The sequence below is a fragment of the Rhizobacter sp. genome (assembly GCA_019635355.1).
GTDB lineage: Bacteria > Pseudomonadota > Gammaproteobacteria > Burkholderiales > Burkholderiaceae_C > Rhizobacter.
In genome coordinates this window covers 2,416,104-2,439,489 of record JAHBZQ010000001.1, presented here as the reverse complement: position 1 = coordinate 2,439,489, position 23,386 = coordinate 2,416,104, and the positions used below count along the sequence as shown (strand labels likewise).

The following is a 23,386-nucleotide window of genomic DNA, read 5'->3' as shown; positions in this document are numbered from 1 at the left end:
GTCAGACATGGCAATCGAAATGATCGAAGAGTTCGACCTGGGCACCCAGATCAAGGTCATCGGCGTGGGTGGTGGCGGCGGCAACGCGGTCGACCACATGATTGCGCAAGGTGTGCAAGGCGTGGAGTTCGTCTGCGCCAACACCGATGCGCAGGCGCTCAACCGCTCCAGCGCGCACCACCTCATCCAGCTCGGCAGCACGGGCCTGGGCGCCGGCGCGAAGCCGGAAGCCGGCCGCGCGGCCGCTGAAGAAGCGGTGGACCGCATCCGCGAAGCCATCAAGGGCAGCAACATGCTCTTCATCACCGCCGGCATGGGCGGCGGCACCGGCACCGGCGCCGCCCCCGTGATCGCACGCGTGGCGAAGGAGATGGGCATCCTGACGGTGGGCGTGGTCACCAAGCCCTTCGACTTCGAAGGCAACCGCCGCATGAAGGCTGCCGACAACGGCGTGGCCGAGCTCGAAGCCAACGTCGACTCGCTGATCGTCATCCTCAACGACAAGCTGCTCGACGTGCTGGGCGACGACGTGACGCAGGACCAGGCCTTCGCGCACGCCAACGACGTGCTGAAGAACGCCGTGGGCGGCATCAGCGACATCATCCACGTGCCCGGCCTCGTGAACGTCGACTTCGAAGACGTGAAGACGGTGATGAGCGAGCCCGGCAAGGCGATGATGGGCACCGCCATCGCGACCGGCCCCGACCGTGCGACCAAGGCTGCCGAATCGGCCGTGGCCTGCCCGCTGCTCGAAGGCATCGACCTCTCCGGCGCGCGTGGCGTGCTGGTGTTGATCGCCGCCGGCCGCAGCACCTTCAAGCTGAGCGAAAGCCGCAACGCGATGAACACCATCCGCCGTTATGCGGCCGACGATGCGCACGTGATCTACGGCACCGCCTACGACGAAAGCCTGGGCGACCAGCTGCGCGTGACGGTGATCGCCACCGGCCTGTCGCCCGCCAAGCGCCAGCAGCAGGCGCCGATGACGGTGGTGCACAACACCGTGGCGCAGCGCACCGGCACCGACAACATCCCGGTGCTGACCCAGCCGGTGCACACCGCGCAGACGGCGCACGACTACAGCAGCCTGTCGGTGCCGAGCGTGTGGCGCAATGGCCGCACGGCGGCGGCGAAGGTGGATGCGCTCGCGTCGAACGGCATGGACGAGATCGAGATCCCCGCGTTCCTGCGCAAGCAAGCTGATTGACCTGGGTCGTCGCTATTGGAGTAGTAGGCAGAACCAAGCCGGGGCTTAGCCCCGGCTCCTAAAATCATGGCCATGCTCGCCCAACGCACTCTCAAGTCCATCACCCGCGCCGTCGGCGTGGGGGTGCACGGCGGCCAGCGGGTCGAGCTGACCTTGCGGCCGGCCGCGGCCGACAGCGGCATCATGTTTCGCCGGGTCGACCTGCCGTCGCCGGTCGACATCCCGGTGACGGTGACCGCGGTGTGCGACACGCGCATGGCCACCACCATCTCGCCGAAGGGCGACCCGGGTGCGCCGAAGGTGAACACCATCGAGCACCTGCTGTCGGCCTGCGCCGGCCTCGGGCTCGACAACCTGGTGGTCGACATCACCAACGAAGAGGTGCCCATCCTCGACGGCTCGGCGGCCTCGTTCGTGTTCCTGCTGCAAAGCGCCGGCATCGAGGTGCAGAAGGCGCCCAAGCGGTTCCTGCGCATCAAGCGGCCGGTGGAAGTGCGCGAAGGCGAGGGCCCGACGCTCAAGTGGGCGCGGCTGGAGCCTTACGACGGCTACAAGCTCACCTTCGAGATCGAGTTCAAGCACCCGGCGGTCGACCAGACCGGCCAGCAGTTCACCTTCGACATGGGCTCGGGCCAGTACAAGCGCGACATCGCCCGCGCCCGCACCTTCGGTTTCACGAAGGACGTGGAGATGATGCGTTCGCGTGGCCTGGGCCTGGGCGGCAGCATGGACAACGTGATCGTCGTCGACGACTACCGCGTGCTCAACAGCGAAGGCCTGCGCTACGACGACGAGTTCGTGAAGCACAAGATCCTCGACGCCATCGGCGACATGCACGTGCTCGGCCACCCGCTGATCGCCGCCTACACCGGCTACAAGTCGGGCCACGCGCTCAACAACAAGCTGCTGCGGGCCGTGCTGGCCGATGCTTCGGCCTACGAGATCGTGACCTTCGAAGACGAGCGCCAGGCTCCCGCCGGCCTCGCCGAACTGGCCCCGGCCTGGTGACCGGGCCCATGGGGCGCCTACCAGACATCTGGTAGTTCCAAGAAGTTAGGGGGTGCCCCTGTCCTGAGGCGCCGTCTCCCGATGGTATGGTTCGGGGTCGTCAACCCCCCAATCGCATGGTTATCTTTGGCTGGATCATTGCCGGCATCGTCGGCTTGTTGCTCGCGTTCAGCGCGGTTTGCTGGGGCATCTTCATCGCGGCCGACAACAGTGACTGGAAGCGCCTCGGCGTCAAGGTCTTCCGCATCGCGATGGTCTTCGTGCTGCTCTACATCAACGTGTATGTATACGCCCACATCTTCGGCGTGATGAGCGGCACGCAGAAGCCGGTGACCGAGGTCGTCGCCGAGGAGTAGCGCCCTTCAGGGCTGCACCCAGCGGGCGCCACCGTTCTCGAAGATCGCCCGGCGTTGGCCCTCGGGGTGAAGCTCCAGCCAGTCGATCGCCTGCACTTGCGCGTCGATCACCGCGAAGTGGGCCAGGGCGTCCGGGTCGTGTGGCGTTGCCTTCTCGTTGGGTTCTTCGAGGTCGGTTCCCGGGGGCAGGGGAGAGAGGTAGTCCTGCGCGGCCGGCGAGAGCTTGATCTGTGCCCAGCGCGAGGTGACCGACAGGCCTGACGTGTCCAGGCTCAGCGCCACCCGGCAGCGCAACTGCCAGCCCAGGGCGGGCGACCACATCACGAGCGTGCCCCGTGGGTGCGACGCCAGCTGGGCCGCCTTGGCGCTGCGCCGGTCGGTGTAGACCAGCACACGCTGCTGCTCCGGCACCACCTCGCGCAGCACCACGATGCGGCCGTCGCCCAACTCGCCGTCGGTCGTGGCCAGCACCGGGGTGCGCCAGGGGTGCTGCTTGTGGCGCACGCAGGCGGCGAGTTCACGCCACACCGCGGCTTCGATCTCCGCCAGGGATTCGAGCCGCGGTGCGTCCATGTCAGCCTTCCTTGCGCAGCGACGGGAAGAGGATCACGTCGCGGATGCTCGGGCTGTCGGTGATGAGCATCATCAGCCGGTCGATGCCGATGCCGCAGCCGCCGGTGGGGGGCATGCCGTACTCGAGCGCGCGGATGAAATCGGCGTCGTAGTACATCGCCTCTTCGTCGCCGGCTTCCTTGTTGGCGGCCTGGGCCTGGAAGCGGGCGGCCTGGTCTTCGGCGTCGTTCAGCTCGGAGAAGCCGTTGGCGTATTCGCGGCCGGTGATGAAGAGTTCGAAGCGCTCGGTGATCGACGGGTCGGTGTCGGAGGCGCGCGCCAGCGGCGACACCTCCACCGGGTAGTCGATGATGAAGGTCGGGTCCCAGAGCTTCTCTTCCACCGCGGCTTCGAAGAGGCCGAACTGCAGCTCGGGCAATTTCCAGTGGGCCGGGGCTTCCTCGCCCAGGTGCTTGAGCCTGTCGCGCAGCACCTTCGCGTCGCTGGCTTCGGCCTCGCTGAGCCCGGCGAATTCGACCAGTGAATCACGCACGGTGAGGCGCTTGAAGGGCTTGTCGAGGTCGACCGTCTTGCCGCCGTAGGTGAGCACCGCAGAGCCGGTGGCCTGACGGGCGGCATGGCGCAGCACCTGCTCGGTGTAGTCCATCAGGTCGTGGTGGTTCCAGTAGGCCGCGTAGAACTCCATCATCGTGAACTCCGGGTTGTGCCGGACGCTGATGCCTTCGTTGCGGAAGCTGCGGTTGATCTCGAACACCCGCTCGAAGCCGCCCACGATCAGGCGCTTGAGGTACAGCTCGGGCGCGATGCGCAGGAACATGTCCTGATCGAGCGCGTTGTGGTGGGTGACGAAGGGCTTGGCGTTGGCGCCGCCGGGGATGGGGTGCAGCATGGGCGTTTCCACTTCCATGAAGCGGTTGTCGACCATGAACTGGCGGATGGAGGCGAGCGCGCGGCTGCGGGCGGCGAAGCGGGCGCGGGCCTCGTCGTCGGTGATGAGGTCGACGTAGCGCTGGCGGTACTTCTGCTCCTGGTCGGTCATGCCGTGGAACTTGTCGGGCAGCGGGCGCAGGCTCTTGGTCAAGAGGCGCAGCGTGGTCACGCGCACCGAGAGCTCGCCGGTCTTGGTCTTGAAGAGCGTGCCCTCGGCGCCGAGGATGTCGCCCAGGTCCCAGTGCTTGAAGGCGTTGTAGACCTCTTCGCCCAGCGCGTCCTTCGTGACGAAGAGCTGGATGCGGGCGGTGCTGTCTTGCAGCGTGCCGAAGCTCGCCTTGCCCATCACGCGCTTGAGCATCAGCCGGCCGGCCACGCTCACCTGGATGTTCTGCGGCTCCAGCGTCTCGTTGTCGAGCGCGCCGTGCTTTTGCACCAGCGCCAGCGCGTGGTCCTTGGGCTTGAAGTCGTTGGGGAAGGCCACGCCCTGTTTGCGGATCGCCGCGAGCTTTTCACGTCGTTCGGCGATGAGCTGGTTGTCGTCTTGTTCCATGGTCAGGGCGGGGGAATGAAGCGGTTGAGCGAACCGGCAATTCTAAGTGGGCCACCCCTAGAATCGCGCCCCTATGAGGCATGTGGCCGATCAGCTCTATTTCATCGCTTTGGCGCTGATCAACACCGTGCACGGCTGGCTGCCGTTTTTCATCCGACCGGTGCTGTATCGGGTGTGCGGTTTCCGCATCCACCGCAGCGCCACGCTGCAGGGCGGCATCCGCTTCTTCCACGTGGGCCGGCTCACGGTGGGCGAGGGGTCGCTCATCAACCGCGGGGTGTACCTCGACAACCGCGGCGGCATCACCATCGGCAAGAACGTCTCGATCGCCCACGACGCGAAGCTCTACACGATGGGCCATGACCCGCACGACCCGACGTTTGCCACCAAGGCCGCGCCAATCCGGCTCGACGACCACGCCGTGGTGTTTGCCGACGCGATGCTGATGCCGGGTGTGCACATCGGGCAGGGTGCCGTGGTGATGGCCGGGGCGGTGGTCACGAAAGACGTGCCGCCCGGCCGCATGGTCGGCGGCAACCCGGCGGTCGACATCGGCGAGCGCGGCTGTGTGCCGGCCTACACGCTGAAGCGCCGCTTCTGGTTTGCACATTGACGGCATCTTGAGCGGTCGCATCGCCATCGTCGACCCGGGCTCCTTCGTGCTGCCCTACGACTTCCACCTGGTGAAGGCGCTGGCGGCCAACGGTCGCCCGGTCGACTTCTACGGCTCGACGACCCGCTACAACGGCGAATTCCTCGAGGCGATGCGCTCCTTGCCCAGTGTGCAGGTGGTGGAGCGTGCGATCTCGAGTTCGGTCGCGTCCCGCCTGGGCGGCGCGCTGGCCTATGCGCTGCAGCTGGGGACGGTGCTGCTGCGGGCCGGCCGCTATGGCACGGTGAACCTGCAGTTCAGCGGCTTCTGGCCGCTGGAGTGGCTGGTGTTCGCGCTGATGCGCCGCAAGTTCGTCTTCACCGTGCACAACGCGGTCCCGCACGGGTTCTCCGGCACGCAGCACGCGCCGACGCGACGGCTGGCCGATCTCGCTCGTGAACTGGTGTTCGTGAGCAACGCGACACGAGACGACTTTCTGCGGCGCTATGGCGAGCGCTATCGAGTCAAGGCGACGGTGCTGCCGCACGGTTTGCTTCCGGTCACGCCGCAGGACGATGTCGTGCCGTATGCCCAGCTGTCGCAGCCGAAGGCGCTGGTGTTCTGGGGCCGGGTGCAGACGTACAAGGGCGTGGAGGTGTTTCGCGCGCTGGCGAAGTCCGACGAGGTCCGCCGCCGGGGCCTGGCGCTCGCGGTCTACGGGGCCTGGTCGCCCGAGTTGCACGCCCTGCAGGCTGAGTTGCGCCACGATGGGGTGGCGCTGCACGAGGGCTACCTCGACGACGCACAGCTGCTCGCCCTGCTCGCGCAGGACGCCGTCTTCCTGCTGCCCTACCAGCGCGCCTCGCAATCCGGCGTGCTGTACGCGCTGCTCAACCACGGCCGTGTCTTCTTCTGCACCGACACCGGCGACCTCGGTGCCTTCATGCGCCGCCACGGCCTCGAAGGCCTGCTGCTGCGCGACCGCACGCCCGAGGCGGTGCTGGCCTGCCTCGACTTCCTCGCGTCGAACGGTGACGAGGTGCGGCAGAAACTGGCCGCCGCCCAAGCCTCCCTGCGCTGGGAGCGGCTGGTGGCCGAAGCGGGGCAGGCCTACCGCGTCTGACCGATGCCGGGTGCGACAATCCGGCGCTTCGATCCGCGGCCGCCGGCCGCCCGATCGGCCCCACCACAGCCCATGAAAAGACTCCTCAAAGCCGCCCTGGCGCGCGCCGGTTGGGAACTGGCCCGTACCAGCGACCGTGACGCCCAGGCGATCGCCGATCTGTCGGCCGCCGACCAGCACATCATCCAGCGTGTCTCGCCCTTCACGATGACGAGCCTGGAGCGGCGCGCCAGCCTGCTCGGCGCCGTCGACCACATCGTCAAGCACCGCATCGCCGGCGACATCGTCGAATGCGGCGTGTGGCGCGGCGGCAGCATGATGGCCGTTGCGCTTGCGCTGATGGCCCGTGGCGACACCTCGCGCCACCTGTACCTCTACGACACCTTCGAGGGCATGAGCGAGCCCACCGAGCACGACAAGGCACTGAGCGGCGAACTCGCGCAGACGCAACTCGCCCGCACCGACCGCGAGCACCCGCTGTGGGCCGTGGCCGGGCTGGAAGACGTGAAGGCCAACCTGGCTTCGACCGGCTACCCGGCCGAGCGCATCCACTACGTGCAGGGCAAGGTCGAAGACACCATCCCGGCGACGCTGCCCAAGCAGATCGCCCTGCTGCGCCTCGACACCGACTGGTACGAATCCACCCGCCACGAGCTGCAGCACCTCTACCCGCTGCTCGCGAAACACGGCCCGCTCATCATCGACGACTACGGCCACTGGCAAGGTGCCCGCCAGGCGGTGGACGAGTATTTCGCCAACGCCGCTGAGCCAGTGTTCCTGCATCGCGTGGACTACACCGCGCGCCTGCACATCAAGGCATGACGGCGGCCACAGCACCGAAGCTTTCGCGCACCTTGCCGGCGGTCTATGCCGCCGCGGCGGTGCGCCTGCTGCTGCCGGTGCTGGTGTTGCCGCTGATGGCCACGCGCATGGGGCCGGAGGAGTTCGGCCGCCTGAGCTTCGTGCTGGTGTGGAGTGCGCTGCTCGCGATGGTGGTGGAGGGGGGCTTTCTCGCTGCGGCGACGCGCCTCGCCGTCAATGCTGACGCGCCGCGCCGCTGGCAGCTCGCGCAGCAGGTGTTCAGCGCACGCTGTGTGCTGTGTGTGCCGGCGGTGTTGCTGTCCATCGTGGCCGTGCAGCTGGCGGGCCACGGCGGCGAGCCCTGGGCCGACACGCTGACCATCGCGGCCCTGGCCTGCGCGCTCGGCTGGCCGGCCACCTGGTACTTGCAGGCCACGCAGCAGCTCGCGCGCTGGGCGCAGGTAGAGCTTGTCGTCTACGCGCTGCTCATCGCGGCGAGCTGGGCGTTTGCCCACAGCGCGGTCGTCTACCTCACGCTGCAACTCGTCGCCTCGACCGTGCTGGCCGCCCTTGGCTGGTGGTGGCTGCGGCGCGACCTGCCCGGCGAACACGGCCTGTGGAGCGCGCCCGCCGTGCGCCCCGGCCTGCGCCTGGGGTGGACGATGATGCCGGTCTCCATCGCCGGGGCCGCGTATTCCTATGCCTTGCCGGCCGCGGCGTCACTGCAGATGAGCAAGCCCGATCTGGGCACCTACTTCATGGCCGACCGCCTCGTGCGCGCCGTGCTCAACGCGGCCGAGCCGGTGTTCGCGGTGGTGTACCCGCGCATCGTCACGCTCTTCCAGCAGGGTGCGCGCACGGCCTTGCGCTACGCCGCGCGCTGGAGCGTGGGCGGGGCCGCGGTCGGCCTCGTGCTCTATGCCCTCGGCGTGGCCGGCTGGCAGTTGATCGAGCCGCTGGTGCTGAGCCGTGCCGCCAACATCGACCTCGCCACGCTGCGCGCCACGATGCTGGTGCTCGGCGCCTTGCTGCCGCTGCTGCTGGGCTGGAAGTTCATCGGCTACTGGATGCTCGGCAGCGGCCGCTTCGACACCGCCTACCGCAGCTGCGTGGTGATCGGTGGCATCGCCGGCACGCTGGGCGCCGCGACCTACGGCGGCGCGGCCGGTGCCGTCGGCCTGGCCTGGGTGGCGATCGGCGTCGAGTTGCTGGTGATGGCGGTGGCGGTCGGTGGCATGTGGCTCACCGCGCGCCGCTGAACGAAACCGGACACGAACGGAACACACGACGTGGGCATCGACATCCACAACCTCAACTTCCTCGCGCATGCGCAAGACCTCGGCGTGCGCTACGAGCGCACGCTGGCGATCGGCCGGCAGGCGCTCTTCATCGAGCCCTTCGAGCTGGAAGACCACCGCCGCCTCCGCGGCCTGCCGCCGCTGCAAGAGCCGGCGCGTGCCGCCGGGGCGCCGCGCTACTTCGAGCCGCTGATGCAGCAGTGGCTGGGCGCGCGTGATGCCGAATCGGTCGATGCTTCCAGCTACGAGAACGCAACCCACCTCCACGACATGAACCTGCCGTGGCCCGAGCCGAGCGCGCAGCGCGGTGCGTATGACGCGGTGCTCGACTTCGGTTGCCTGGAACACGTCTTCAACTTCCCGGTGGCGTGGCGCAACGTGGTCGACTTGTGCAAGGTCGGCGGCCACGTCTTCCATTCGCTGCCGGCCAACAACCTCTCGGGCCACGGCTTCTACCAGTTCTCGCCCGAGCTCTTCTTCAACCTCTATCGCCGCGAAAACGGCTTCGAGCTGCTCGGCCTGTGGTTCTCGGTCAAGGGTGACCGCCGCCACTGGTGGAAGGTCGCCAACCCGATGGACGTGAAGCGGCGCGTCAACCTCTGCAACAGCCACGAGGTCTACATGCTGGTGCTCGCGCGCAAGCTGCAAGACATTGGGCCGCTGCCGGCGCCGCAGCAGTCGGACTATGCGCAGGACGAGTGGGTCAAGGGCCCGTCGGCGGCGGGCGCTGCTGCGGCGCCGACGACCCGTCAGCGCCTCGTCCGCCAACTCGCCGAATGGGGCTTGATCGACATGCTGCGCGCCGGCCGCGAGCGCTTGCGTGCCGTGCAGCGTGCCGGCCTCTCGCTGCCCGCGCCCGACTACCAGCGTGTCGACGTGCACGCGCTCATCCGCAAACCCCGATGAGCCGGCCGCTGCGCGTGCTGCTGCTGTGCGACCGCCTCGACATCGCGGGTGGGGTTGAGCGCTTCGTCTGCACGCTGGCGAACCATCTGGCAAGTGAGGGGCTGGACGTGGCGGTGGGCAGCGTGGCGACATCGCGCGCCGAGCTGCGTTACCCGCTCACCCCGGCCGTGCGTGTGCTGGCGGGCGGCGATGCGCTGCCGCGGCAGGCGGCTCGCTCGCGCGTGGGCCGCGCCTGGCAACTGCTGCGCACCCAATGGCAGATCGGCCGGTCGCTGTCGCACCTGATACGCAACGATCGGCCCGACGTGGTGCTGCTCAACGGCCTGACCACCGCCTGCTCGGTGCTGCTCTTCAGCGGCCGCTTCGCAACGCGCGTGGTCTGCTGCGACCACAACCACTTCGCGGCCCGCTCGCGGCTGTGGCAGCGCCTGCGTGCGCGGCTGTACCCGAAGGTGGCCGCGGTGGTGAGCCTGACGCAGGCCGACGCGCCGCGCTTTCGTGCGCTCAACCCGCGCACCGAGGTGATCTACAACTGCTCGGCGCTGCAAGCGGAATCCCCCACCTTGCCGCAGCAACCGATCGTGCTGGCGGTGGGCCGCCATGTGGCCCAGAAGGGCTTCGACCTGCTGCTGGGCGCCTGGGTCGAGGTGGTGCGGCAACGACCCGAGGCGCGCTTGCGCATCGTGGGTGACGGCCCGCTGCGAGGCGAACACGAGGCGCTGGCCGCACAGCTCGGCGTGGCCGGCAGCATCGAATGGCTCGCCCCCACGCCGCAGGTCGAGCGGCTCTACCGTGAGGCCGCCGTCTTCGTGCTGGCCTCGCGCTACGAAGGCATGCCACTCGCGTTGCTGGAAGCGCAGGCCCTCGGCGTGCCCGCCGTGGCGTTCGACTGCCCGACCGGCCCGGCCGAGATCCTGAGCCCCGAGACCGGCCGGCTGGTGCCAGCGGGCGACACCTCGGCGCTCGCCACCGCGTTGGTCGAGCTGCTGTCGTCGGCCTCGCTGCGCGCCAACATGGGCCGCGCCGCCATCGCGCGCAGTCGGGCCATCTTCAGCCCGCAAGAGCATGAGCGCCGCTGGACGGCGCTGCTGCGTGAGGTGGGCGTCAAGCAGGCCTATGGCCAGGCGGTGGCGGCATGAGCGAGCGCGTGGTCTCGGTGATCGTGCCCTGCCGCAACGAGCGGCGCTACATCGAGCGCTTCTGCGCCGGCGTGCTGGCCCAGCAGCTGCCGCCGGGCTGGCAGCTGCAACTGGTGATCGCCGATGGCGACAGCGACGATGGCACGCGCGAGCTGCTGCAGCAGCTGAATGCGCGCGACCCGCGCATCGCCTGGATCGCCAACCCGGCGCGCATCGTCTCGCCCGGCCTCAACGCCGCGCTGAAGGTGGCCGAAGGCGAGATCATCGTGCGCATGGACGTGCACACCGATTACGCGCCCGACTACATCGCGCAGTGCCTCGCGCTGCATGCCGAGACCGGCGCCGACAATGTGGGCGGCCCGTGGCGCGCCGTGCCCGACGCCGAGGCCGGCCCCATGCAGCACGCCGTGGCCGCCGCGTTTCAATCGCGCTGGGTGGCGGGTGGTGCGCTGTCGCGCCAGCTCGACTTCGATGGCTGGGTCGACACCGTCTACCTCGGCAGCTGGCCGCGCAAGACCTTCGAGCGCTTCGGTGGCTTCGACGAACAGCTGGTGCGCAACCAGGATGACGAGCACAACCTGCGCATCACCAAAGGCGGCGGCAAGGTCTGGCAGTCGTCTCGCATCCGCAGCACCTACCGGCCGCGGGCCACGCTGTCGCAGGTGTTTCGGCAGTACTTGCAATACGGCTATTGGAAGCCGTTCGTGATGAAGAAACACGGACAGGCCGCGTCGCTGCGCCACCTGGTGCCGAGCCTCTTCGTGGCGGCCCTCGCGGTGCTGGCGGTGCCCGCGGTGTTCGGTGGGGTGGGGCCGCTGGTGGCCTTGCTCGCGCTCTACGGTGCGGCCGTGCTGGCCATGACGCTCGGCGTCTGGCAGCAGCAGGGCATCCCGTGGCCGGTGGTGCTGCGCATTCCCGCGGTGATCGCGGCCTATCACCTGGGCTACGGCATCGGCTCGCTGGTCGGCTGGTGGGACGTGCTGCGTGGCGTCACCGGCCGCGCGCGCTTTGCCACCTTGACGAGGTGAACGTGAGCGACACCTCCAAGGAGTCCACCGAAGCGCAGGCCGTGCGCGAGCGTTATGCGCGGCGCACGGCGCAAGACCCGCGCTACAGCCTGCTCAACCCGGCCGCGCTGTGGCCGATGCAGGAGCGGCAACGGGCGATGCTCGCGCTGTTTCGCCGGCTCGGCTGGCACGACCTGTCGGCGTTGCGCCTGCACGAAGTGGGTTGTGGCAGCGGCAGCAACCTCGTCGAGCTGATCCAGCTGGGCTTCGACCCGGCGAAGCTGTCTGGCGTGGAGCTGCTGCCCGAGCGGCATGCGCAGGCCCGTGAGCGTTTGCCGCAGGCCGTGTCGCTCTCGCAGGGCGATGCGCTCGTGCTGAGCCCACCGCCTGCGAGTGTCGACATCGTGCTGCAGTCGACCGTCTTCTCTTCGCTGCTGGACGATGCGTTTCAGCAGCGCCTGGCCGAGGCGATGTGGGCCGCCGTCAAACCCGGTGGCGGCGTGCTCTGGTACGACTTCACCGTCAACAACCCGCGCAACCAGGATGTGCGAGGCGTGCCGGTGTCGCGTGTGCGCCAGCTCTTCCCAGATGCCCGCGTGACGGCGCAGAAGCTGACTCTCGCGCCGCCGATCGCTCGCGCCGTGGTACGGGTGCACCCTGCGCTCTACACTCTGTTCAACGCCGTGCCGGTGCTGCGCACCCACGTGCTGTGCTGGCTCGCCAAGCCCTGATCCATGACTCAAGAGAAGTTGCCGTTCCTGCCGTTTGCCTTGCCCGACATCGGTGAAGAAGAAATCGCCGAGGTGGTGGACACCCTGCGCTCCGGCTGGGTCACCACCGGCCCGAAGACCAAGCGCTTCGAAGAAGACTTCACGGCCTTCCTGGGCGACCCCTCGCTGCAATCACTCGCGGTGAACTCGGCCACCGCTGGCCTGCACCTCGCACTCGAAGCGCTGGGCATCGGCCCGGGTGACGAGGTCATCACCACCACCCACACCTTCACCGCCACCGCCGAGGTGGTGCGCTACCTCGGCGCCGACGTGGTGCTGGTCGACATCGACCCGGCCACGCTGTGCATCGACCCGCAGGCGGTCGAGGCGGCCATCACGCCACGCACCAAGGCCATCCTGCCGGTGCACTACGCAGGCCTCTCGGCCGACATGCCCGCGCTGCTCGCCCTCGCGAAAAAGCACGGCCTGAAGGTCGTGGAAGACGCCGCGCACGCGCTGCCCACCACCTGCGGTGGCAAGCTCATCGGCACGCTCGATTCCGACGTCACCGTCTTCAGCTTCTACGCCAACAAGACCATCACGACCGGCGAAGGCGGCATGGTCGTCACGCGCCACGCCGAGCTGGCCCATCGCATGAAGGTGATGCGCCTGCACGGCATGAGCCGAGACGCGTTCGACCGCTTCACCGCCAAGGTGCCGAGCTGGTACTACGAGATCGTGGCGCCGGGGTTCAAGTACAACCTGACGGACATTGCCGCGGCGCTGGGTCTGCAGCAGTTGAAGCGGGCATGGGCCTTTCAGAGCCGCCGCCAGGAGATTGCCGAGCAGTACATGGCCGCGTTCCGCGCCTTGCCACTCCTCCAGCCCATACCCGCTGCGCCAGGGGATCTGCACGCTTGGCACCTCTACGTCGTGAGGCTGCAGGAGGAAGCTCCTCTTCGGCGAGATGCCTTCATCGAGCATCTCTATGCTGCGGGGATAGGCTGTAGCGTGCACTACATCCCTTTGCATCTTCAGCCCTATTGGCGTGACCGCTACAAACTCTCGGCTGCAGACTTTCCCCACAGTCAGCGTGCATTTGAAACGTTGGTCAGTCTGCCGCTCTATACACGGATGAATGACGATCACACCCAGCGCGTGATTGCCGCCGTGCACGCGGCGCTTGGCTAGTTGTACGACCGTCATGAAACGAGTATTGGACGTGGTGGTGGCGGCCACCGGGCTGGTGATTCTGTCGCCTGCGCTGCTCGCAATTGCAGTCCTGATCAAGGCTGATTCTCCCGGACCAGTCTTTTTCCGACAGGTACGCGTGGGTCGATACGGCAGGCCATTCCGCATATTTAAGTTCCGCACCATGACACACGTGGTGCAACCCAATGGCCCACAGCTCACGGTGGCAGGGGATGCACGCATCACACGGGTCGGAGCGGTGCTGCGCCGCTACAAGCTCGACGAGCTTCCCCAATTGCTGGACGTGCTGCGGGGCACGATGAGCCTCGTCGGACCGCGGCCTGAAGTGCCGCGGTATGTCGACCACTATCCTGAGGATCACCGGGAACGCGTACTGAGTGTCCGGCCAGGTATCACCGATCTGGCGTCGTTGCACTATCGGGATGAGAACGACCTGCTCGCCCGGGCTGACGACCCTGAGCGGGAATACCTCGAGGTTATCCTGCCTGCGAAGCTCCAGTACGCGCTGGACTACGTCGACAACGCGACCGTTGGCCACGATTTGCGGGTGCTGGGCCTGACATTGCGCACGGTGTTTGTTCCTCCTCTGCCTTCCCCATGGAGACTCCTTCCCATGAATGACAGCAAATTGTGGGCGTGGCTCGATCAAACGATGTCCGCGGTGAGCCCTCGGCGCTCCTGGCTGGCAATGTTGGTCGATGCCCTCACCATATTGGCCTGTTGGCACGTGACGTATCTCTTTCGGCTCGGTTTCGAACGCTGGCAGCCGGGGCGGCCGTGGTATGACGACTTTGTCTCACTGGGAGTGGTGATCGTGTACCTGGCGTGCTTGGCTCTCACAGGAGCTCGGCGCGGGTTATGGCGCTTTTTTGGCTTTGATGACTTCAAGCGCATCACGGCCGCGTGCCTGATGGCCGGCCTGTTCAGTGCCGTGGCAGTGCTGATGGCACAACTCGTTGGGGTTGCGCGGGCCGTACTTCTGTTGCACCCCCTGTTTGCAGTCGTCGCCCTCAGCTTGGTGCGCATGGCATATCGGATGGTCGGCGAACATGCCCGAGCTTGTGTCAACGGAGCGGCGGGTCAGCCGCACCGCGCCATCGTTATCGGAGCGGGTGATGTGGCACGTCGACTCATCGCAGGCATCCACATGCACGGCGGCTGGACAGTGCTTGCTGTCCTCGACGATGACCCGGCAATGCAGGGGCGATACATCGCGGGTATCCCGGTGTGGGGCAAGGTTGATGAAGTCACCAAGCCTCATATCTGCACGGGCGCGACGCATGTGATCGTTGCACTGCCAAATTCCGACGCGTCTCTGCGCGAGCGGGCGATCGAACTTGCCAAGAAAACCGGTCTCCCGGTCCTCGCCACCCCGGCTGAGAGTGAGTTGGAGGTGATGCCGGGCTAGGCGGAAGCTGCCTCAGCGCCTGTGTGACGAGTTCCGTCCCTCTCGGTTGACTTCTTCTGGTGAGCGGAACTCCGGAACGAGATTGCGCACCTGTCGGAGCATGCCCTCGACATCGTTGCTGTCACAGCAGACGCGGAGTGAGTCGATCATCTTGTCGAGCAAGAGTGGGTCGATGTAGCGTTCCCGAGCGCACATGATGCGAGGGTGATCACTCGGAGTCTCTTCTTCGCCGATGAGCAGCTCTTCGAAGAGTTTTTCGCCGGGTCGCAGGCCGACGAACTTGATCTCGATGTCGCCGTTGGGTTGGTCTGGAGTGCGTTCAGTCAGCCCAGACAAACGGATCATCGAGCGCGCCAGATCGGCAATACGGACCGGCTCGCCCATGTCCAACACGAACACCTCTCCGCCACGCGCCATTGCGCCTGCCTGAATCACCAGTTGCGCGGCTTCAGGAATGAGCATGAAGTAGCGGATGATGTCCGGGTGAGTAATGGTGATAGGGCCACCTGAGCGAATCTGCTGTTTAAAGAGCGGTACCACCGAGCCAGAAGAGCCCAAGACATTGCCGAAGCGAACCATCGAGAACACGGTTGATCCGCTGCGATGCGCCGCTGCTTGAAATATCAGCTCGGCGGCGCGCTTTGACGCCCCCATGACATTGGTGGGTCGGACTGCCTTGTCGGTCGAGATCAGCACACAGGTTTCAACACGTTGCGCGAGTGCGGCGCGGGAAACGACCTGCGTCCCCATGATGTTGTTGCGAATGCCCTGCTGGACGTTGTTCTCCACCATCGGCACATGCTTGTATGCGGCGGCGTGGTAGACCGTCTGTACTGCGTTTTCGCTCAGTAGACGTTGCAGCAGCGGTTCGTCAAGCACTGAGCCAAGTCGCGCCACGATTTCGATGCTGGCCGCCGTTTGTCGGAGTTCGTGATCAATGGAATACAGCGCGAACTCAGAGTGGTCTAGCAGTACCAGTCGACGTGGGTGCTGCGACGCGATCTGGCGGCACAGCTCACTGCCGATGGAACCTCCTGCACCTGTCACCAGCACGACCTTGCCAGTGATGTTCTTCGAGAAAAGAGCAGCCTGGGGTGGGACCGGGTCTCTTCCAAGCAGATCGGCAACGTCAACCTCTCTGATGTCAGAAACGGATGCGTGGCCGTTCACCAGGTCGACCAGGCCAGGCACGATTTTGATGGGCAGGCCCACGTGCTCAAGTTTGGCGATGAGTTCGCGCTGTTGCGATCTGCTAGCAGACGGAATGGCTACAACGACCTGCTCCACATCGAGGCGATAGATTGCGTCATCCAAGGCGGAGGGGGGGAAGACGCGCAGTCCCGCAACGGTGCGCCGGTGCAGCCAGCGCTCATCGTCAAGAAAACAAACCGCGCGGTATTCCTGGCTGAACTTCATGCTTTGAGCCAACTGCACCCCGGCTTCTCCGGCACCGTAGATCGCGGTTCGCAGGCGAGGGCGGCCCGCGCGCTTGAGACCCTGGCGCAAGAGGTCACGAGCGACAAAGCGCGAGGTCACGACGTAAGTAAAAGCGGCGAACCAATAGATGAGCAAAGCGGAGCGCGGGATCGCGTGGAACTCAAAGGCGCGCGCGAGTAGAAATACCGCGACAACGACCACCGCGAGCGCTGCACTGGAAGCCGCCACCACTCGAAGGTCAATGTAGCGGACGACGGTGCGGTAGAGACCGGCCATGCCAAGGACTGGCAACGTGAGCAGACCGAGTGCCACCTGCAACGCTAGTGCGCTCTGTACTGCCTCGTCGACAGAGCCCAGACGCAGAGTGACAGAGGCAAGAACGCACAGGGGAAGGAACACGGCATCTACGCCAACCATGACCCCCAGCTTGGCAGGCTGCGAAAGGTTTGCCAGGGTTTTGCCGATGTGGCTGCGCAGCATGATGGTGAGAACTTCCAGCAGGTAACGGGCAGCACAAGAGCGTGCTGAAACCCAGGCGTCGTGGTGAGTTCGGATCATGCCACGGCGTCGAGGCTGCAAGATGGCGCCCAAGATGGGAAGCGCGCACTTCGATTTGATGCTGAGGGTTTAACATGCGCCCCTTTTCTCATCTATCCCAGGTGTAGGAAGCGCGGAGAGAGGCCGCCCGAAGCGGCTAGGGCTGCGCGTTCCTTCATTCGACTGGATTTGCTCGCTGATGAACTTCCATCGCCACTTTCGTGCGGCTCTAGTGGCCGTTGCTGCAATGAGCTGCCTTCCCAGTCATGCGGTTGAAAGCAGTCGCTCTTATGACGATGAGGAGCGGAGCAGCGAGCGTTTCGAGCGCCGATGGGGATCTAGCGTCTATGAGAGAGACTCTGAGGGACGGCCTGATCGATTTGACGTGCGCGAGGTGCCCGAGAAGGAGGTGAAAGGGCCTGTGCGCAAGGCCCTCACCGAGGTGTCGCCAGGAGGCACGGAATTCCAGTCATTCGTCAACCGGAACTACGGGCGCTGGCTGCCGATCTACGGCCTGGACGCCTTCAGCACCCAGGACCAAGGGTTTGACGCTCCCGTCAACAGCGCGCCAACCGACCACTACGAGATCGGCCCGGGCGACGAGATCCGTGTGAAGGTGACGGGCGGGGTTGAGATGAATGCCAACCTGGTGGTGGACAACACCGGCTTCATCACGCTACCGCGTGTCGGCCCGATCCTCTTGGCAGGGGTGAAGCGTGGCGAGTTGCAGCAGGTGATCGGTCGGGCTGTCTCCCGCTACTACGTCGGCTATACCTTGCACGTCTATACCGGCACGCTACGAACCATATCTGTGTACGTTGTCGGACAGGCTGCGCGTCCTGGCGGCTACCGGGTTCCGGCGACAAGCTCGGTCCTCAATGCGTTGTATGTCGCAGGCGGCGTGTCCGCCGGCGGGAGCTTGCGGACCATCCGCCTTATGCGTGGCGGTCAGCAGGTCAGCACCTTCGATTTCTACGAATTCATCGCCAACGGATCGACGGCTGGTGACCTGCCGCTACGCAATGGTGACGTTGTCCATGTTGGCGTGGCAGGCCCGCGGGTTGCTCTGCTCGGCTCTGCCAACGTACAGGCAATCTTCGAACTCGCGCCTCAAGGCACCAGCTTGCGCTCGCTGCTTGCGCTCGCAGGAGGTCTGCCGAGCGTTGCACGATCTGAGATGGTCACCATCGACCGAATCGATCCCACGCAGCCCGCCGCGCCCAAGGATGTGATTTCGGTCGACCTGTCGTCCGTCGCCCCGGACGTGCAGCTAAAGGATGGCGACGTCATTTCGCTGCAGGCGGTCGGGGCGCGCTACAACAACATGGTGTCGGTGCGCGGGCATGTCTTCCAACCGATCCGTCGCTCGTACCGACCGGGTCTGCGCGTCAGTGACCTAATCCCCGATGCGCGGGCGCTGTACGCCCCGGAGACGATGGTGGCGAAGAATGATCTGGCGCTCGGCATCGATGCGGCGCCTGCTGCGCGTGGTACGGCGCGTTCTATGCAGCTGGACGGCCAGGGGGAAGATCGGGTCCTTCGAACGCCTCTGGCGACCCGAAGCGCGGAACGTCTGGTGCCAGCCGACAACATCAACTGGAACCTCGCCTCAATCGAACGTCTGGACGAGACGACGGGGCAGACCCAGCTCTTCCATTTCAATCTGGGTAAGGCACTCGCCGCCCGGGGTGGCGCGGACGACCCAGAGCTGCGGCCCGGCGACCAGGTCGTGGTGTATGGAGATCGCAATTTGAGGTTGCCCGAGGAGCTCCGCACCCGCTTCGCCCGTATCGAGGGAGAGGTGGTGAGCGCCGGTGTCTACCAGCTCTCCCGTGGCGAGACTTTGCGCCAGCTGCTGGCCCGTGCGGGAGGTCCTTCGCAGCGGGCCTTCCTCTACGGCCTCAAGATTACCCGTCAGGCTCAAGTCCTCGATCAGCGCGAGCAGCTCCAGAAGGCGGCGTCGCTGCTCGAGGACGCCATCTCCCGGCAGGTGGGGCTTTCCTTCGGATCCGATCTCACAGCCGAGCAGAAGTCGCTCTCCGATTCGATGGCCATCGAAATGCGCCGGCGTGCGCAGATGCTGCGCAACCAGCGCCCCGAAGGTCGCATCGTGCTCGATCTGCCGTTCGGAGTGACTGCGCAGCAGTTGCCCGATCTGCCGCTCGAGGACGGCGACGTCGTCATGATCCCCGCCGTACCCAACCACGTGACGGTGGCTGGCGCCGTGTACAACCCGGTCACGACGATGTGGATGTCGGGCAGCACCTTCGCCAACTACATCGAGTCGGCCGTGCCGAAAAAGAATGCAGATATGCGAGAGATCTATGTCGTGCGCGCCAATGGTCGGGCTGAGGTGGTGACGCAACGCGGCTTCTTTTCGAACAACCTCAACGGTGAGGCCCGCCCGGGCGACACCATCTTCGTACCCGAGGAGCCGGTCGAGCTCAGTTCGACATCCGCGTGGCTGCGTGGCTTGAGGGATTGGTCGCAGGTGATCTTCCAATTGGTCGTCGGCGCATCCGTGGCCAAGGGGTTGTGAGCAGAGCGACGCCATGCCTGCACAGTGGCTGCGCAGAAGGGTACTCGTCCTGATCTCGGCGTGGGTTTTCGCCGCGCTCGCGCACGCCCAGGTGGCACAACGCTATTCGTACTACAGCCCGGGCCGCGGGACGGTGAACATTGACATCACGGCTGTGGAACCACGCCTCTTCAGTGTTAGAGGTGAGCCGCTCCCCGGAGACGTCGTCGTACTTACGGCGATTAGTCGGCGTCTCATGCGAATCCGTCCTGACGGTTCGGTGCGCTGGCTTCTCAATGTGCGCCACGGCGGCGGCGCTCATGGCTTGGACCTCTACAAGGACCGGCTCGTGGTTGCTCTGGGCCGCGAGGTGCTCTTCGTCAACCCCGCCAACGGAGACACCACCGAACTCATCCGACTACTGGACGACGACTCGGAACCGATAAGCTTCCTGCGGGTGCAGGGCGACGTCCTGATCGTCGGCGAGTCCGCCAGCCCGAGCCGAATTGTCATCGCGAGGCTCGGCATGAACAAGGAGGGCAAGATCAGCGTCACGGTGGTGCAGCGGATCGCTACTCGAACCCAATACCCGCGTGATGCGATCGTGCTCGATGACGGGACGCTCGTCATCGCGGATACCTTTGGCCATGCCCTGGTATTTCTGCAACGCAGCGACAGATGGCGGGAAGTGCGGCGCATGCCGGAGTACTACCCGAACGCCCTGTCGCGAGTCGGCGAAGACCTCGTCGTACTCTCCGAGCATGGCAATCGGCTCAGCCGCTGGAATTTGCGCGAGGGAATCCGCGAGGTGTTGCTTGCATGCCCTCATCCGCTTTTCCAGGACCCCCTCAGCTCGCCCCAGCAGATCGCCGCGGAGGAGCAGGCCACCGTCGCTGACGGCATACCGCCGCGGCAACTGTGCTCGGCCCAGGTCGTCGGTGACCAGACTCTGTACGCGCCGAACGGCTACGCGCTGGACCGCGGGACACGCGAGGTGTGGATCGCGGACGCCGACAATCACAGAATTGCCTTCTTCGTCGATGGCGCGTTCAGTGGAGCGATCGAAAACATCAATCACCCTGTGCGCGTTATTCCTGAAAGTCTGCTTCCCCGCGCGCCGCCCACTGGCAGTGCGAAATCCCGTCCGCATCGTCCAACCACCGCCAAGCCATGAAGTTCCTGATGATCACCAACGATCCCGACATGGCGCGTTTCGCGACTGGGCGAGGGGTCGACCGTGTCTTTGTCGACCTGGAGTTGCTCGGCAAGGTCGAGCGCCAGGGTCACCTAAGCACAGTCATTAGCCGTCATTGTCTCGAGGACGTGGCCACGGTGCGCCCGGCGGTGCCTCCGGGCGGTTTGCTGGTACGTGTCAATCCCTTGCACGAGTCCATCGAGCGTGAGATCGACGCCGTGATCGAGGCGGGCGCCGACATCATCATGCTCCCCATGTTCCGCTCGCCGGCCGAGGTAGCCCGTTTCTCCGCCGCCGTGGGTGGGCGGGCGCGGACCTGCCTGCTGGTGGAGACGGCTGCCGCTGCCGAGAACCTGCGCGACTGTGTTCGCGTTCCAGGTATCGACGAAGTCCACATCGGACTGAACGATCTGCACCTGGACCTCGGCTTGCGCTTCATGTTCGAGCCGGTCGCGAACGGGCTTGTCGATCGGCTGGCGGCTGTTCTGCGCGACGAGGGCGTCCCTTTCGGTATTGGAGGGCTGGCGCGGGTGGGCGAGGGTCTGCTACCAGCGGAACTCCTGCTGGCCGAGCACGCCCGCCTGGGATCGACAGGGGCCATTCTGTCGCGCACCTTCCATCGGCAGGCCAAGAGCGTGGCCGAGATCGAGGCCGATATGGACTTTGGCGCCGAGCTGGCCAAGTTACGTGCGGCGCTGAAGGGGCACCTGTTGGCGCCCGCTGCCTTGCTCGACGAACGCCACAGTGAAGTGCAACGCCGCGTCGCCGGCATCATCGCCGGCATGCAGGCACGTGTCTTCGCCGGAGCGCCGGGTGTCTAAAGGTGGTGGCCTGCGCGTTGGTCGCTGGCTACTTGGCTCCTCCCTGCTTCTGAGCTTGGCTCTGCTTGCTGGGCGCGCCTCAGGCTTCCTCCGTGAGCTACTGCTCGCCGCCAACCTCGGCGTGTCCGCCGAGGCTGACGTTGCGGTGCTGCTGCTGACCCTGCCTGACCTGCTGGTGAATCTCCTGCTCTCCGGGGGGCTCAGCGTCGCGCTCGTGCCGGTGATGCGAACCGCGCCCGAACTAGCAGCGGCGCTCTTTCGACAGGCGTCGCTGGCCGTAGGGGCACTCTTCGGTTTGGTCGGCCTTTCCTTTGCGCTGATGCCGGACGCTTGGTTTGGCCTGATGGCGCCGGGTGTCCCACCGCCGTCCGCGTCTATTGGCTCTACAGCGGTGGTTGCCGTCGCCATCTCGTTACCGCTGGCCGCGCTGGCAGGCGTCTCCACTGCCTACCTCAACTCCCGTGACCGCTTCTTCGTGGCTGGTTGCGGCACGCTGATTTTCAACGCGTGCATCGTTGCTGCGCTGCTGGCGTGGGATCTGGCAGCGCCATCGACGGTTCTGGCTGTGCTGTGCTGGGCCGTCATGGCCGGCTCGCTGCTGCGCTGGGCGAGCCAGATGTTGGCCCTGCTGCGCGCGAGGGCGGTGCGGGACGAACCCTCCTCGCTGTTGCTGACTGGCGCGCTGCTGCGCGCGTTTGCGCACGGGCTGATGGCCACTTCGCTGCTCGTGCTTGTGCCGGTGATCGTTCGGGCTCTGGCCTCGCTTACAGGAGAGGGCAACGTCGCCGCGGTGAACTACGCTACCAAGCTTGTCGAGCTGCCGGTCGGCGTGCTCATCACTACCCTGGCGACGGTCGCCTATCCACGCTTGAGCGAGCTACATGCGACCGGGCAGGTGGTGTTGGCTCGCGGTGAGCTTGCCAATCAGCTACAGAGAGCCTTGCTGCTGTCGTGGGTCGTCCTAGGTTTCGGGGCATGCTTCACCGGCGCGGTCGTTGACGTGCTCTTCGGTCACGGCCAGATGGGAGCCGAGGCGGTAGACCGAATCGTGCTGCTCACGCAAATCGCGCTCCTCGGCGTGCCGTTGGTAGGCATCAGCTCGCTCGCAGCCGCCGACCTGAACGCTCGGGGCCGCACCGACCTCGTGCTGAAGCTTACAGTCGGCTGTCTGCTCGCGCTGCCGATCCTGGCATGGCCTGCGCTGCGGCACGATTCGCCGGCAGCACTGGTGGGTGCATTGGTTGGCTTTCAGTTGGCCCTCGCGTTGGCGCTAGGGGTAGCCACAGAGGTGCGATGGCGCGAAGTGGGCGGCGTTAAAATGCTCAATGCTGTCGCTGCTTCGACCGGTCCCCTCGCTTTTGGGGTGGCGCTGGATAGAGGGTTTGCCCTGACCGACGGCTTCGTCCGGTCTGCTCTTGCTCTGCCGTTTTTCGTGTGCTCGGTCGTCCTGGGCGTGCGCCTGCTGTCCCGCCGTGATCCCGTCGTTTCCGATGCCCGACCATGAAAAGAGTGATCGACATCGTCCTTTCCCTCTTCACGCTTGTCCTGCTGTCCCCGGTGATGCTCGTCGTCGCTGCTGCCGTATATCGCTTCGACCGCGGACCTGTGTTCTACGCTCAGCGGCGTGTGGGTCGCGGCGGGCGCGAGTTCTCCATGCTCAAGTTCCGCAGCATGGTGCTCAATGCCGACAAGATCGGCGGCTACGCCACTGCTGCTGGCGACCCGCGCATTACGCCGATTGGCCGCTTCATTCGCCGCACCAGCCTGGACGAGTTGCCGCAAGTGCTGAATGTGCTGGCCGGCGACATGAGCGTCGTCGGCCCACGGCCCGATGTGCCTGAACAACGCAGCCTCTACACCGAGGCCGAATGGCATGAGCGCCACACCGTGCGCCCTGGTATGACCGGCCTCGCGCAGGCTACGGTGCGATCGGAAGCCACGCCCGAGGAACGCAAGCGGCTTGACCTCCACTACGCACGGAACGTCTCGGTGCTCTTCGACCTGAAGATCATCGGTCTCACGTTCAAACAAGTATTCGGAAAGGGTGGCAACTGA

The 23,386-nt window shown here is 65.9% G+C and carries 21 protein-coding genes; 18 read left to right on the top strand and 3 right to left on the bottom strand.

The features are described 5' to 3' along the window. Window positions 1-7: 7 nt before the first annotated feature. The 3 genes from ftsZ (at window position 8) to KF892_10910 (ending at window position 2,571) form a co-directional block, all read left to right on the top strand. The gene (gene ftsZ, locus KF892_10920; GenBank protein ID MBX3625516.1) at window positions 8-1,207 is read left to right on the top strand and encodes a cell division protein FtsZ; all 1,200 of its coding nucleotides are present in this window, start codon (window positions 8-10) and stop codon (window positions 1,205-1,207) included. A 72-nt stretch (window positions 1,208-1,279) separates the two neighbouring features. Beyond that, on the top strand, window positions 1,280-2,215 hold the full coding sequence (locus KF892_10915; protein MBX3625515.1) for a UDP-3-O-acyl-N-acetylglucosamine deacetylase: 936 nt from the start codon (window positions 1,280-1,282) through the stop codon (window positions 2,213-2,215). 116 nt (window positions 2,216-2,331) lie between these two features. Beyond that, entirely contained in the window at window positions 2,332-2,571 is a 240-nt protein-coding gene (locus tag KF892_10910) for a hypothetical protein (GenBank protein ID MBX3625514.1), read from the top strand. Between the two features lie 6 nt (window positions 2,572-2,577). Here KF892_10910 and KF892_10905 read toward each other — a convergent pair whose 3' ends face one another. After that, window positions 2,578-3,144, bottom strand: coding sequence for a pyridoxamine 5'-phosphate oxidase family protein (locus KF892_10905; GenBank protein ID MBX3625513.1), 567 nt, complete (start codon window positions 3,142-3,144; stop codon window positions 2,578-2,580). 1 nt (window position 3,145) lies between these two features. Then, window positions 3,146-4,627, bottom strand: coding sequence for a lysine--tRNA ligase (lysS, locus tag KF892_10900; protein ID MBX3625512.1), 1,482 nt, complete (start codon window positions 4,625-4,627; stop codon window positions 3,146-3,148). Between the two features lie 73 nt (window positions 4,628-4,700). Between lysS and KF892_10895 the strand changes: the two genes are divergently transcribed. The 10 genes from KF892_10895 to KF892_10850 all read left to right on the top strand — a co-directional run bounded on the left by KF892_10895 (window position 4,701) and on the right by KF892_10850 (window position 14,823). Next, entirely contained in the window at window positions 4,701-5,240 is a 540-nt protein-coding gene (locus KF892_10895) for an acyltransferase (GenBank protein ID MBX3625511.1), read from the top strand. A gap of 7 nt (window positions 5,241-5,247) precedes the next feature. After that, window positions 5,248-6,342: a glycosyltransferase gene (locus KF892_10890; GenBank protein ID MBX3625510.1), complete on the top strand. Its 1,095-nt coding sequence runs from the start codon at window positions 5,248-5,250 to the stop codon at window positions 6,340-6,342. Between the two features lie 72 nt (window positions 6,343-6,414). Continuing rightward, the gene (locus KF892_10885; GenBank protein MBX3625509.1) at window positions 6,415-7,164 is read left to right on the top strand and encodes a class I SAM-dependent methyltransferase; all 750 of its coding nucleotides are present in this window, start codon (window positions 6,415-6,417) and stop codon (window positions 7,162-7,164) included. Continuing rightward, window positions 7,161-8,402 carry an oligosaccharide flippase family protein gene (locus KF892_10880; protein ID MBX3625508.1) on the top strand — a complete coding sequence of 414 codons (1,242 nt, stop codon included), beginning with the start codon at window positions 7,161-7,163 and terminating at the stop codon, window positions 8,400-8,402. Before KF892_10885 ends, KF892_10880 begins: the two co-directional genes overlap by 4 nt. Before the next feature lie 30 nt (window positions 8,403-8,432). After that, window positions 8,433-9,347, top strand: a complete 915-nt coding sequence (locus KF892_10875; GenBank protein MBX3625507.1) for a hypothetical protein — start codon at window positions 8,433-8,435, stop codon at window positions 9,345-9,347. Beyond that, window positions 9,344-10,486 carry a glycosyltransferase family 4 protein gene (locus KF892_10870; GenBank protein ID MBX3625506.1) on the top strand — a complete coding sequence of 381 codons (1,143 nt, stop codon included), beginning with the start codon at window positions 9,344-9,346 and terminating at the stop codon, window positions 10,484-10,486. The genes KF892_10875 and KF892_10870 overlap by 4 nt, the downstream gene beginning before the upstream one ends. Beyond that, entirely contained in the window at window positions 10,483-11,514 is a 1,032-nt protein-coding gene (locus tag KF892_10865) for a glycosyltransferase family 2 protein (protein ID MBX3625505.1), read from the top strand. The genes KF892_10870 and KF892_10865 overlap by 4 nt, the downstream gene beginning before the upstream one ends. Before the next feature lie 116 nt (window positions 11,515-11,630). Beyond that, window positions 11,631-12,224: a class I SAM-dependent methyltransferase gene (locus tag KF892_10860; protein ID MBX3625504.1), complete on the top strand. Its 594-nt coding sequence runs from the start codon at window positions 11,631-11,633 to the stop codon at window positions 12,222-12,224. 3 nt (window positions 12,225-12,227) lie between these two features. Then, window positions 12,228-13,394 (top strand): DegT/DnrJ/EryC1/StrS family aminotransferase, encoded by a 1,167-nt coding sequence (locus KF892_10855; GenBank protein ID MBX3625503.1) that lies wholly within the window; start codon window positions 12,228-12,230, stop codon window positions 13,392-13,394. A 13-nt stretch (window positions 13,395-13,407) separates the two neighbouring features. Then, window positions 13,408-14,823 carry a sugar transferase gene (locus tag KF892_10850; GenBank protein ID MBX3625502.1) on the top strand — a complete coding sequence of 472 codons (1,416 nt, stop codon included), beginning with the start codon at window positions 13,408-13,410 and terminating at the stop codon, window positions 14,821-14,823. A 12-nt stretch (window positions 14,824-14,835) separates the two neighbouring features. Here KF892_10850 and KF892_10845 read toward each other — a convergent pair whose 3' ends face one another. Next, window positions 14,836-16,740, bottom strand: coding sequence for a polysaccharide biosynthesis protein (locus KF892_10845; GenBank protein MBX3625501.1), 1,905 nt, complete (start codon window positions 16,738-16,740; stop codon window positions 14,836-14,838). A gap of 442 nt (window positions 16,741-17,182) precedes the next feature. Between KF892_10845 and KF892_10840 the strand changes: the two genes are divergently transcribed. The 5 genes from KF892_10840 to KF892_10820 are packed head-to-tail and all read left to right on the top strand — an operon-like array spanning window position 17,183 to window position 23,386. Beyond that, entirely contained in the window at window positions 17,183-19,336 is a 2,154-nt protein-coding gene (locus KF892_10840) for an SLBB domain-containing protein (protein MBX3625500.1), read from the top strand. A gap of 13 nt (window positions 19,337-19,349) precedes the next feature. Continuing rightward, window positions 19,350-20,489 (top strand): hypothetical protein, encoded by a 1,140-nt coding sequence (locus tag KF892_10835; GenBank protein ID MBX3625499.1) that lies wholly within the window; start codon window positions 19,350-19,352, stop codon window positions 20,487-20,489. Continuing rightward, a complete protein-coding gene (locus KF892_10830) occupies window positions 20,486-21,331 on the top strand; it encodes an aldolase (GenBank protein ID MBX3625498.1) in 846 nt (281 codons plus the stop codon). The genes KF892_10835 and KF892_10830 overlap by 4 nt, the downstream gene beginning before the upstream one ends. A gap of 55 nt (window positions 21,332-21,386) precedes the next feature. Continuing rightward, window positions 21,387-22,835 carry a hypothetical protein gene (locus KF892_10825; protein ID MBX3625497.1) on the top strand — a complete coding sequence of 483 codons (1,449 nt, stop codon included), beginning with the start codon at window positions 21,387-21,389 and terminating at the stop codon, window positions 22,833-22,835. Next, entirely contained in the window at window positions 22,832-23,386 is a 555-nt protein-coding gene (locus KF892_10820) for a sugar transferase (protein ID MBX3625496.1), read from the top strand. Before KF892_10825 ends, KF892_10820 begins: the two co-directional genes overlap by 4 nt.

Bases quoted from the DNA above. Each gene is read 5' to 3' on its own strand.
- ftsZ (MBX3625516.1), top strand. From the start codon at position 8: ATGGCAATCGAAATGATCGAAGAGTTCGACCTGGGCACCCAGATCAAG.
- KF892_10915 (MBX3625515.1), top strand. From the start codon at position 1,280: ATGCTCGCCCAACGCACTCTCAAGTCCATCACCCGCGCCGTCGGCGTG.
- KF892_10910 (MBX3625514.1), top strand. From the start codon at position 2,332: ATGGTTATCTTTGGCTGGATCATTGCCGGCATCGTCGGCTTGTTGCTC.
- KF892_10905 (MBX3625513.1), bottom strand. From the start codon at position 3,144: ATGGACGCACCGCGGCTCGAATCCCTGGCGGAGATCGAAGCCGCGGTG.
- lysS (MBX3625512.1), bottom strand. From the start codon at position 4,627: ATGGAACAAGACGACAACCAGCTCATCGCCGAACGACGTGAAAAGCTC.
- KF892_10895 (MBX3625511.1), top strand. From the start codon at position 4,701: ATGAGGCATGTGGCCGATCAGCTCTATTTCATCGCTTTGGCGCTGATC.
- KF892_10885 (MBX3625509.1), top strand. From the start codon at position 6,415: ATGAAAAGACTCCTCAAAGCCGCCCTGGCGCGCGCCGGTTGGGAACTG.
- KF892_10880 (MBX3625508.1), top strand. From the start codon at position 7,161: ATGACGGCGGCCACAGCACCGAAGCTTTCGCGCACCTTGCCGGCGGTC.
- KF892_10870 (MBX3625506.1), top strand. From the start codon at position 9,344: ATGAGCCGGCCGCTGCGCGTGCTGCTGCTGTGCGACCGCCTCGACATC.
- KF892_10865 (MBX3625505.1), top strand. From the start codon at position 10,483: ATGAGCGAGCGCGTGGTCTCGGTGATCGTGCCCTGCCGCAACGAGCGG.
- KF892_10860 (MBX3625504.1), top strand. From the start codon at position 11,631: ATGCAGGAGCGGCAACGGGCGATGCTCGCGCTGTTTCGCCGGCTCGGC.
- KF892_10855 (MBX3625503.1), top strand. From the start codon at position 12,228: ATGACTCAAGAGAAGTTGCCGTTCCTGCCGTTTGCCTTGCCCGACATC.
- KF892_10850 (MBX3625502.1), top strand. From the start codon at position 13,408: ATGAAACGAGTATTGGACGTGGTGGTGGCGGCCACCGGGCTGGTGATT.
- KF892_10845 (MBX3625501.1), bottom strand. From the start codon at position 16,740: ATGCTGCGCAGCCACATCGGCAAAACCCTGGCAAACCTTTCGCAGCCT.
- KF892_10835 (MBX3625499.1), top strand. From the start codon at position 19,350: ATGCCTGCACAGTGGCTGCGCAGAAGGGTACTCGTCCTGATCTCGGCG.
- KF892_10830 (MBX3625498.1), top strand. From the start codon at position 20,486: ATGAAGTTCCTGATGATCACCAACGATCCCGACATGGCGCGTTTCGCG.
- KF892_10820 (MBX3625496.1), top strand. From the start codon at position 22,832: ATGAAAAGAGTGATCGACATCGTCCTTTCCCTCTTCACGCTTGTCCTG.